11 protein-coding genes and 1 pseudogene are annotated in these 9371 nt (G+C 67.8%); 8 read left to right on the top strand and 4 right to left on the bottom strand.

Going from position 1 to position 9371, the window contains the following annotated elements:
* Positions 1-553 (bottom strand): CAP domain-containing protein (locus ACIPIA_RS05365; protein ID WP_400507393.1); only part of this gene is annotated, 553 nt, incomplete at its 3' end.
* A 400-nt stretch (positions 554-953) separates the two neighbouring features.
* On the opposite strand from ACIPIA_RS05365, the gene ffh reads away from it, so the two are divergent.
* The 5 genes from ffh (at position 954) to trmD (ending at position 4929) form a co-directional block, all read left to right on the top strand.
* On the top strand, positions 954-2531 hold the full coding sequence (gene ffh / locus ACIPIA_RS05360; RefSeq protein WP_400507391.1) for a signal recognition particle protein: 1578 nt from the start codon (positions 954-956) through the stop codon (positions 2529-2531).
* A 50-nt stretch (positions 2532-2581) separates the two neighbouring features.
* Positions 2582-2950, top strand: a complete 369-nt coding sequence (gene rpsP, locus ACIPIA_RS05355) for a 30S ribosomal protein S16 (protein WP_400507389.1) — start codon at positions 2582-2584, stop codon at positions 2948-2950.
* A 99-nt stretch (positions 2951-3049) separates the two neighbouring features.
* Positions 3050-3571 (top strand): ribosome maturation factor RimM, encoded by a 522-nt coding sequence (gene rimM / locus ACIPIA_RS05350; protein ID WP_400507387.1) that lies wholly within the window; start codon positions 3050-3052, stop codon positions 3569-3571.
* Complete coding sequence (locus ACIPIA_RS05345) at positions 3558-4229, top strand: HAD family hydrolase (RefSeq protein WP_400507385.1); 672 nt, start codon at positions 3558-3560, stop codon at positions 4227-4229. Before rimM ends, ACIPIA_RS05345 begins: the two co-directional genes overlap by 14 nt.
* A gap of 4 nt (positions 4230-4233) precedes the next feature.
* Positions 4234-4929 (top strand): tRNA (guanosine(37)-N1)-methyltransferase TrmD, encoded by a 696-nt coding sequence (gene trmD / locus ACIPIA_RS05340; protein WP_400507383.1) that lies wholly within the window; start codon positions 4234-4236, stop codon positions 4927-4929.
* On the opposite strand, the gene ACIPIA_RS05335 is transcribed toward trmD, so the two are convergent.
* Together ACIPIA_RS05335 and ACIPIA_RS05330 are read right to left on the bottom strand one after the other, a co-directional pair.
* The gene (locus ACIPIA_RS05335; RefSeq protein WP_400507381.1) at positions 4920-5294 is read right to left on the bottom strand and encodes a rhodanese-like domain-containing protein; all 375 of its coding nucleotides are present in this window, start codon (positions 5292-5294) and stop codon (positions 4920-4922) included. The genes trmD and ACIPIA_RS05335 overlap by 10 nt on opposite strands.
* A 53-nt stretch (positions 5295-5347) precedes the next feature.
* A complete protein-coding gene (locus ACIPIA_RS05330) occupies positions 5348-6550 on the bottom strand; it encodes a pyridoxal phosphate-dependent aminotransferase (RefSeq protein ID WP_400507379.1) in 1203 nt (400 codons plus the stop codon).
* Positions 6551-6713: 163 nt separating this feature from the next.
* Between ACIPIA_RS05330 and ACIPIA_RS05325 the strand changes: the two genes are divergently transcribed.
* Positions 6714-7193, top strand: coding sequence for a YaiI/YqxD family protein (locus ACIPIA_RS05325; RefSeq protein WP_400507377.1), 480 nt, complete (start codon positions 6714-6716; stop codon positions 7191-7193).
* A gap of 4 nt (positions 7194-7197) precedes the next feature.
* On the opposite strand, the gene ACIPIA_RS05320 is transcribed toward ACIPIA_RS05325, so the two are convergent.
* Positions 7198-8007, bottom strand: coding sequence for a crotonase/enoyl-CoA hydratase family protein (locus ACIPIA_RS05320; RefSeq protein ID WP_400507374.1), 810 nt, complete (start codon positions 8005-8007; stop codon positions 7198-7200).
* Positions 8008-8149: 142 nt separating this feature from the next.
* On the opposite strand from ACIPIA_RS05320, the gene ACIPIA_RS05315 reads away from it, so the two are divergent.
* Positions 8150-9124, top strand: a complete 975-nt coding sequence (locus ACIPIA_RS05315) for a Bug family tripartite tricarboxylate transporter substrate binding protein (protein ID WP_400507372.1) — start codon at positions 8150-8152, stop codon at positions 9122-9124.
* 111 nt (positions 9125-9235) lie between these two features.
* A pseudogene (locus tag ACIPIA_RS05310) lies at positions 9236-9371 on the top strand (flagellar biosynthesis protein FlgA); the annotation flags it as partial.

The following is a 9371-nucleotide window of genomic DNA, read 5'->3' as shown; positions in this document are numbered from 1 at the left end:
AGCGAGGCTGCGGCGCCCTGTCACCGTAACCCAGGGTCAGGCGCTGTTCGGGCTCGGACGCGACGACCAGCACCCACCAGGCGCGGTAGCTCGTGCGGGGATCCTTCGACAAGGCGATGCCGTAGCGTGTTGCTTCCTTCATCCGGAGGTTGGCGTCATGGCCGGCCGACTTGCGCCAGCCGTCGAACGCCTCCTCGGTCGAGTAGTAGCCGCCACCGAGGTTCTCCGCTGCCCGTGCGGCGTCGATGCCGGCTGCATGAATGCGAGCGGTGAAGTTCCCGCCGGCATCATGGGACAGCGCATTGGCCGCGACCATCGCGTCAGCCTGGCGTTGCGCCATCGCCATCAGGCGCGGATCCGGCCGGACGGGGCCGAGGCCATTGCTCGCGCGATAGGCGTTGAGGATGCGGCCGGCCTGGGCCGGATCGAGCGAGACAGCGCTGAGCTTCTCGACCGTGCGGGGATCGAGCGGCCCCTCGCGCCGCGGATCGCCGGCGCAGGCTGCAAGGAAGAGGGAGAGGGCCAGCAGAGGCAGGGCGGTGGCAATCTTCATGGGCATCGCTATCGAATCGGGATCGGCAGCGATGCCGCCCGATCGGGGCCTTTCTGGGGCCGCCTCTCACAATTTCGTGCGCCGGCGACGCCGAGGCGCTGCGCGGCAATGCCGGAGGGCCAGGTCGCCGCCGCCTCGCGGCATGGCTTTCCGGACGTCCGGTTCGCGCGAGGCGCCGGAAAACCAATCCGAACCTTGACTTTCGCCATGTTCTTCCGCTTTAAGACCGCATCCGTTTCGCCGACATCGCCGAAACCATATCCGCCGACCGGGCCGCGCCAGCCGCTTCCATGAGCCCGGAGGTCAACGTCCGACAGCGCGATTGCGCCCTCGGGCGCGAAACCGTTTGGCGATGAGGTTCCGGCTGTGACGGCTCCTTGAGGCAAGCAGGCAGGTCCGCATGTTCGGCACGCTCAGCGACAGACTCTCAGGCATCCTCTCGGGGCTGACCCGCCGGGGCGCGCTGACCGAGGAGGACGTCAACGCCGCGCTGCGCGAGGTTCGCCGCGCGCTGCTCGAGGCCGACGTCGCGCTCGAGGTCGTCCGCAGCTTCACCGACAAGGTGCGCGAGCGCGCTGTGGGCGCCGAGGTTCTGAAGTCGGTCACGCCCGGCCAGCAGGTCATCAAGATCGTCAACGACGTCCTGATCGACACGCTGGGCGGCGAGGGCGAGGTCATCAGCCTCGATGCCGTGCCGCCCGTGCCGATCCTGATGGTGGGCCTGCAGGGCTCCGGCAAGACGACTTCGACCGCGAAGATCGCCAAGCGCCTGACCGAGCGGCACAAGAAGAAGGTGCTGATGGCGTCGCTGGACACGCGGCGCCCTGCTGCGATGGAGCAACTCGCCGTGCTCGGCCAGCAGGTCGGCGTCCAGACGCTGCCGATCGTCGCCGGCCAGTCCGCCGTGCAGATCGCCAAGCGCGCGATCGAAGCCGCGCGCCTCGGCGGCTACGACGTCGTGATGCTCGACACCGCCGGCCGCGTGACGCTCGACGACACGCTGATGGCCGAGGTCGCGGATGTGAAGGCCGCGACCAATCCCCATGAGGTGCTGCTCGTCGCCGACGCGCTGACCGGCCAGGATGCGGTGAATACGGCGCGAGCCTTCGATGCCCGCGTCGGCCTCAGCGGCATCGTGCTGACCCGCATGGACGGCGATTCGCGCGGTGGCGCGGCGCTCTCGATGCGTGCCGTCACCGGCAAGCCGATCAAGCTGGTCGGTACCGGCGAAAAGGTCGACGAGCTCGACGATTTCCATCCCTCGCGCGTCGCCAACCGAATCCTCGGCATGGGCGACATCGTCTCGCTCGTCGAGAAGGCCGCGCAGACCGTCGACGCCGACAAGGCCCAGGCCCTGGCGCAGCGCCTTGCCAAGGGCAATTTCGATCTCGACGACCTGCGCATGCAGCTCCAGCAGATGGAGAAGATGGGCGGCTTCGGCGGCGTGATGGGCCTGCTGCCCGGCATGGCGCAGATGAAGAACCAGCTCGCCGCGGCCAAGGTCGACGACAAGATGATCGCCCGCCAGGTCGCGATCATCAATTCGATGACGCCGGCCGAGCGCAGGAACCCCGATCTGCTCAAGAACAGCCGCAAGAAGCGCATCGCTGCCGGTTCCGGCACCTCGCCCGAGGCGATCAACAAGCTGCTCAAGATGCATCGCGGCATGGCCGACATGATGAAGGCCATGAAGAAGCAGAAGGGCGGCATGCTCGGCAAGCTCGGCTCGATGTTCGGGATGGGCGGTGGCCTGCCGGGCGGCATGCCCGACCCCTCGAAGATGGACCCGGCCCAGCTCGAGGAGCTGCAGAAGCAGCTCGGCGCGGGCGGGGGCCTCCCCCAGCTTCCGCCGGGCGGTTTCCCGGGATTGCCGAAGGGCGTGACCCCGCCCGCCGGCATGATGCCGAAGCTGCCGGGCCTCGGCGGCGGTGGTGGCCTGCCCGGGCTGGGCGGCAACCCGTTCGGCAAGAAGAAGTAGCCTTCGACGTTCAACCCGACTTCAAAACTTCAAACCAAAGGAAGAAGACCATGTCCCTCAAGATCCGCCTGACCCGCGGCGGCGCCAAGAAGCGCCCCTACTACCGCATCGTCGTTGCCGATGCCCGCTCGCCGCGCGACGGCCGCTTCATCGAGAAGGTCGGCTCCTACGACCCGATGAAGCCGAAGGATTCGGCCGAGCGCGTCGTGCTCGACACCGAGAAGGTGCAGTCCTGGCTCGCCAAGGGCGCCCAGCCGACCGACCGCGTCCTGCGCTTCCTCGATGCCGCCGGCCTCGCCAAGCGTCCGGCCCGCAACAACCCGATCAAGGCCGTTCCGGGCGAGAAGGCCAAGGAGCGCGCCGAGAAGAAGGCCGAGAAGGCCGCTGCTCCGGCTGCCGAAGAAGCCGCCGAGGCGTGAGGCTGATCGTCCGCACGTCGTTCCCGGGCGAAGCGCTGCTTAGGCTCGGGAATCCCTCGCGAGAGATGCCCGGGCTTTGCCTGGGCATGGCGTGCTGACATGGGCGAGCCTGTCCTGCTCGGAATCGTCGGGGCGCCGCATGGCGTGCGCGGCGAGGTCAGGATCAAGACCTTTACCGGCGATCCTCTGGGGATTGCCGGTTACGGCCCGCTGTCCGACGGCAAGGGCCGCAGCTTCGAGATCACGGAAATCCGCCCCGCCAAGGAGGTGGTCGTCGCCCGCCTCAAGGGCGTGACGACCCGGGAGGCGGCCGAGGCTCTGAACGGCACCGAGCTCTTCGTCGACCGCGACAAGCTCTCGGCGAACGAGGACGAGGACGAGTTCCTGCAGGCCGATCTTATCGGTTGCAGCGTCGTCACCGCGGATGGCGTCGTGCTTGGAACGGTGACTACCGTCGAGAATTACGGTGCGGGCGATCTGCTCGATATCGAGACGCCGGACGGACGCTCCGTCCTGATGCCCTTCACCAAGGCCTTTGCGCCGCGCATCGACATCGGCGCGCGCCGGATCGAGGCCGAGCCCCCTCTGGGATTGTTCGAGCCCGACGATGACAAGCGATAGGCCTGCCCGCGCGCTGATCTTCGACATGGACGGCACCATCGTCGACAACATGCGCTTCCATGACGACGCATGGGAAAGCTGGCACGTCAGCAACCGGCTGCCGTTCGACCGCAACACCTTTGCGGCGCGGACAGCCGGCATGGCCGGCAACGAGATCATCTCGTCCTATTTCCCGCAGGCGGCGATTGCCGAGCTCGACGCGATGAGCGACGCCAAGGAGGCGCTTTATCGGGAGGCGTATCTGCCGCACGTCGCGGCGAATGCCGGCTTTGTGGAGCTGATCGCGCGCGCCGAGGCCGCTGGCGTGCCGATGGCGGTGGCGACCGCAGCGCCGCCGGCCAACATCGAGGTGGTGCTGGATACGCTGGGCCTGCGCCAGCGCTTCGCCACCATCGTCTCGCCGAGCCAGGGCTTCCGCGGCAAGCCGCATCCCGACATGTTCCTGGCCGCGGCCGAGCGGATGAAGGTCGAGCCGGCCGATTGCATCGTGTTCGAGGATGCACCGCTTGGCGTCGAGGCTGCCCGTCGGGCCGGCATGCGCGCCGTGGCGCTGCTTACGATGCTCGATGCGAGCGGCTTTGCCGCCTATGACAACCTGGTCGCTTCGGCTCGCGACTTCACTGCACTGGACGGCCTGCCGGCACTGCGCTTTGCTTGACGGCATGCCCTTCCGCGCCTCGATCCTGACGCTCTATCCGGAGATGTTTCCGGGCCCGCTGGGCATCTCGCTGGCGGGCGAAGGGCTGCGCAAGGGCCTCTGGACGCTCGACACCCACCAGATTCGAGATCACGGCATCGGCCGCCACCGCAATGTCGACGACAATCCGGCGGGCGGCGGCGCCGGCATGGTGCTGCGCTGCGACGTGCTCGCGGGGGCGATCGACGCTGCCGTGCCGGCCGATGACGAGCGGCCGCGCCTGCTGATGTCGCCCCGCGGGCGCCCGCTGCAGCAGCGCCAGGTGCGGGACTGGGCGGCGGGGCCGGGCCTCGTCATCGTCTGCGGGCGCTTCGAGGGCGTCGACGAACGCGTGATCGAGGGGCGCGGCCTGATCGAGGTCTCGATCGGCGACTACATTCTCTCCGGCGGCGAGATGGCGGCGCTGACGTTGCTCGACGCTTGCGTCCGCTTGATTCCGGGCGTGATGGGCAAGGTCGCTTCGGGCGAGGACGAGAGCTTCGAGAACGGGCTGCTCGAGTATCCGCACTATACGCGCCCGCGCGAATGGGAGGGCAGGGGCCTGCCGGACGCGCTGCTTTCCGGCGACCATGCCCGCATCGCGAAATGGCGGCGCGAGCAGGCCGAGAAGATCACGCGCGCGAGAAGACCGGACCTGCTCGCAAAGGGCGATCAGGGATAGGCTGTCACCGGCAGCTTCTCGGCGAGCCAGCCTCCCGGCCCGAGCATTCCACCCCGCACCGCAGAGAGATCGCGCCAGCCGCGCCCGGCCAGCTTCTGGGCCACGGCGACAGCCTGCGCGCCGGTCCGATCGATCAGCGCGATGCGCTTTCCGGGGGTGTCTAGACGAAGCCCGGCGATCCTGACCTCGAAGGCGGGGGCGTCGGCATCCAGCGGGATGGCGCCCTGCGGCAGGCCGGTATCGCCCCATTCCTGCGCGTTGCGGATATCGACGAGCAGGATGCGCTTCGCACGCACCGCCTCATGGGCTTCACGGGGGGTGAGCGAGGTCACCGATTGCCCGAAAACGAAAGAGGCCGGGAGCATGAAGCTCCCGGCCAGAAGAACTCGGCGCGTCGGGGCGCCCTCGCGCATGATGCTCAGCGCAGCTCGGCGCAGAAGCGCTGGATGCGGCGGCAGGCCTCTTCCAGCTTCTCGTCCGACGTCGCGTAGGAGATGCGGAAATTCGGGCCCAGCCCGAAGGACGAGCCGTGCACGGCGGCGACCGATTCGGCTTCGAGAAGGCCCATGACCAGATCCTCGTCCGTCTCGATCTTCTTGCCGTTCGGCAGGGTCTTGCCGATCAGGGCCGAGCAGTCGGGATAGACGTAGAAGGCGCCTTCCGGGACCGGGCACTTCAGGCCGCGGGTCTGGTTCAGCATGGAGACCACGAGGTCGCGGCGACGCTCGAAAGCCTTCCTGAAGACCGGGATGTGCTCCTGCGTGCCGTCGAGCGCCTCGACCGCGGCCCATTGCGAGATGGCCGAGGTGCCGGAGGTCTGCTGGCCCTGGACGAGGTCCATGGCGTTGATCAACTGCTGCGGGCCGGCGGCGTAGCCGATGCGCCAGCCGGTCATGGCGTAGGACTTCGAGACGCCGTTCATCGTCAGCGTGCGCTCGTACAGGGCGGGTTCGACCTGGGCCGGCGTAACGAACTGGAAGTCGCCATAGACGAGATGCTCGTACATGTCGTCCGTGAGGATCCAGACATGCGGATGGCGCCTCAGCACGTCCGTCAGCTTCTTCATCTCGGCATGGCTGTAGGCTGCGCCCGACGGGTTCGACGGCGAGTTGAGGATCACCCACTTCGTCTTCGGGGTGATCGCCTTCTCGAGGTCTTCCGGCTGCAGCTTGAAGTCGTTCTTGAGATAGGTCTCGGCATAGGTCGGCGTGCCGCCGCAGAGCGCGACCATCTCGGGATAGCTGACCCAGTAGGGCGAGACGCAGATGACCTCGTCGCCCGGGTTCAGCGTGGCGAGCAGCGCGTTGTAGATGACGTGCTTGCCGCCGGTCGAGACGATGGTCTGGCTCGCCTTGTAGTCCAGCCCGTTCTCGCGCTTGAACTTGCGGGCGACGGCCTCGCGCAGCTGCGGGATACCGGAGACCGGGGTGTACTTGGTCTCGCCGCGCTTGATCGCGGAGATCGCCGCTTCCTTGATATTGTCCGGCGTGTCGAAATCGGGCTCGCCGACCGAAAGCGAGATCACGTCCTTGCCCTGGGCTTTCAGGTCACGGGCCTTCTGCGTGATCGTGATGGTCGCTGACGGCTTCACGCGCTTCAGGGCATCGGCAAGAAAGGCCATTGGACTGGTCTCCGGAGGAGCGGGAGGGTGAGCGCCGGCAGGGCGCGCGCGTGGTTTATGACTCGGCGGCCATGATCGCAAGCGCAACTGCTTGATGTTTTGCAGAAGCGTCATGAATTCGGGGCGGTTTGCCCTTGCAGCCGGGACATGCGAAGGCCGGGCCATGAGCAAGACTGCCGGAACGATCGCGATCTATGTCGATGCCGATGCCTGTCCGGTGAAGGACGAGGTCTACCGCGTCGCCGGCCGTCACAGGCTGCACGTCTTCGTCGTCGCCAACAGCTTCCTCAACGTGCCCCGCGAATCCTGGATCGAGCGCGTGACGGTGCCGGGCAACTTCGACGCCGCCGATGACTGGATCGCCGAGCGGGTCGGCCGCGGCGCGATCGTCGTCACAGCCGACATTCCGCTTGCCGATCGCTGCATCAAGGCGGGCGCCGAAGTGATCGGACCAACCGGCAAGCCCTTCACCGAGGCCTCGATCGGCATGGCGCTGGCGACGCGCGACATGATGGAGGACCTGCGCGCGATGGGGACCGTGCAGGGCGGGCCGAAGCCGTTCTCGCAGAGGGATCGCTCCGGCTTCCTTCAGGCGCTCGATCTCGCAATCCAGCGCCTGAAGCGGGCAGGGTTCACGGGCTAAACAGTCAGATTTCCGAAAAGTCGCCACCGCGGCCCCTGCCGGCAGCGAAGCGGCCTGCGCCGGCCGCCCCCTCCGTCGCGATGGTGTGGACGCCACGCTGCCACTCCCGAGCTAGTGCTTCCTGCACGCTCAGCCCGTGCCCCGCGATGGCGCTGGCGCGGTCGGCCCGAACCGCGCCCTGAGGAAAGCGCGCGATCTCCCGTGCCATGGCCTCGGCAGCCGTCCGCGCCTGGCCCTTCGCTGTGACCTGCTCGCAGAGCCCGATGCGCAGCGCTTCGTCGGCCGGGACCTTCCGGCCGGTCATGATGATCTCCAGCGCGCGGCCCTCGCCGACGAGGCGCGGCAGGCGAACGGTGCCGCCATCGATCAGCGGGATGCCCCAGCGCCGGCAGTAGACGCCGAAATAGGCGTCCGCGGCCATCACGCGGACATCACACCACAGGGCGAGTTCCATGCCGCCCGCGACCGCCGGCCCCTCGATGGCGGCGATCAGCGGCTTGCTCATCTCAAGCCGCGAGGGCCCCATCGGTCCGCGCGGCGGATTGCCCTTATCGGGAAAGGCCAGGCCCTCGACGATCTCGCGATCGAAGCGCCCGGCATCTGTGAAGGCCTGGGCGTATTTGAGGTCCCAGCCCGCACAGAAGGCGCCGCCTTCTCCCCAGAAGACGATCGCGGCAGTCTCCTCGTCGCGGTCGAGCGCGATGAAGGCCTCCGTCAGCGCCACGGCGCTGTCCGGGTCCATCGCGTTGCGCGCGTCCGGCCGGCTGTGGATCACCGTCGCGACCTTGCCCTGCCTCTCGATCCGTACCGCCATTACCCTTCCTCCCACTGTTCTTGGCGCAGACTAGGCTGCCTTGCGGTGCAGGTGTCGGGCGCTGGACGCATGGCGCCTTTGCCCGTAAATCTCGCGGCAAAGCAAATGCTCCGCCGCGCTGGCCGGAGTCGGGAGGAAGTTCATGTCATTGACCCGCCGTTCCACGCTCGGCCTGATGGCCGGCGCCGTCTTCGCTCCGTCGATCGTCCGGGCCCAGAGCTTCCCCAGCAAGGTCGTGACGATCGTGGTGCCCTATCCGGCGGGCGGGCCGACCGACGCTATCGCGCGCTTCGTCGCGCAGGATCTCACCACTGCGTTCGGCCAGAACGTCATCGTCGACAACCGGGCTGGCGCCTCGGGCGCAGTCGGCACCCGTGCCGTCGCCCATGCGGCGCCCGATGGCTACACCATCGTGTTCGGCAACAACCAGACGCACGGCAACAACATGTTCCTTCTCAAGGAGCCGGGCTACGACGCGGTGAAGGATTTCGCGCCGCTCGCCGGCGTCGGCGCCTTCGAGCACGCCTTCGTCGTCCGCAACGACCTGCCGGCCAAGAACATCCAGGAGCTGATCGCGCTCGCCAAGGCCGATCCGGGCAAGCTGAATTACGGCTCGACCGGCGTCGGCTCCGGCTCGCACCTCGCGATGGAGCTGTTCATGCAGCGCACCGGCATCAAGATGACGCATGTCCCGTTCCGCGGGGCGGCGCCGCTGGTGCAGGAGATCATCGCCGGCCGCATCGATATCGCCAATTCCACGCTGCCGAGCGTGCTCGAGCAGATCAATGCCGGCACGCTCAGGGCGCTCGCGCTCGCCAGCCCCGAGCGCAACCCCAACGCCAAGAATATCCCGACGCTGCGCGAGCAGGGCGTGGCCAATGCCGATGCCGATTCCTGGGCCGCCTTCTTTGCGCCGGTGAAGACGCCTGACGACGTGCTCGATACGCTGTCGAAGGCGATCATCGCCTCGCTGAACAAGCCGGCGACGCGCGATGCGATCCTGAAGCTCGGCTTCACGCTCAAGGTACGCGATCCCGCCGCGTTCAAACCCTATCATCTCCAGGAAATCGCAACCTGGAAGCAGATCATCGCCGATGCCGGCGTGAAGGCCGAGTAAGGCGGGTCTCGAACGTCATTCCCGGGCGAGCGGAGCGCAGACCCGGGGATCTCGTCGAGGGGATGCCCGGCTTGAGCCCGGGCATGACGGCGCTCCGGACGGAGTCAAACCATGAATCTGATGCCCAAGCTCGCAGCGCGCCGCGAGGCGGGAAAGCCCGTGCGCGCGGCGCTGATCGGCGCCGGCAAGTTCGGCTCGATGTTCCTGTCGCAGGTGCCGCATATCGAGGGGCTCGAAGTCGCGGTCA

Origin of the sequence: Allobosea sp. CER48 (assembly GCF_044752385.1) — a bacterium.
Classification (GTDB): Bacteria; Pseudomonadota; Alphaproteobacteria; order Rhizobiales; family Beijerinckiaceae; genus Allobosea.
This window is presented reverse-complemented; position numbering and strand designations above follow the sequence as displayed.

Coding starts and splice junctions, on each gene's coding strand:
- ACIPIA_RS05325 (WP_400507377.1), top strand. CDS start 6,714: ATGAGCAAGACTGCCGGAACGATCGCGATCTATGTCGATGCCGATGCC.
- ACIPIA_RS05335 (WP_400507381.1), bottom strand. CDS start 5,294: ATGCTCCCGGCCTCTTTCGTTTTCGGGCAATCGGTGACCTCGCTCACC.
- ACIPIA_RS05320 (WP_400507374.1), bottom strand. CDS start 8,007: ATGGCGGTACGGATCGAGAGGCAGGGCAAGGTCGCGACGGTGATCCAC.
- rimM (WP_400507387.1), top strand. CDS start 3,050: ATGGGCGAGCCTGTCCTGCTCGGAATCGTCGGGGCGCCGCATGGCGTG.
- ACIPIA_RS05330 (WP_400507379.1), bottom strand. CDS start 6,550: ATGGCCTTTCTTGCCGATGCCCTGAAGCGCGTGAAGCCGTCAGCGACC.
- ACIPIA_RS05345 (WP_400507385.1), top strand. CDS start 3,558: ATGACAAGCGATAGGCCTGCCCGCGCGCTGATCTTCGACATGGACGGC.
- rpsP (WP_400507389.1), top strand. CDS start 2,582: ATGTCCCTCAAGATCCGCCTGACCCGCGGCGGCGCCAAGAAGCGCCCC.
- ACIPIA_RS05315 (WP_400507372.1), top strand. CDS start 8,150: ATGTCATTGACCCGCCGTTCCACGCTCGGCCTGATGGCCGGCGCCGTC.
- trmD (WP_400507383.1), top strand. CDS start 4,234: ATGCCCTTCCGCGCCTCGATCCTGACGCTCTATCCGGAGATGTTTCCG.
- ffh (WP_400507391.1), top strand. CDS start 954: ATGTTCGGCACGCTCAGCGACAGACTCTCAGGCATCCTCTCGGGGCTG.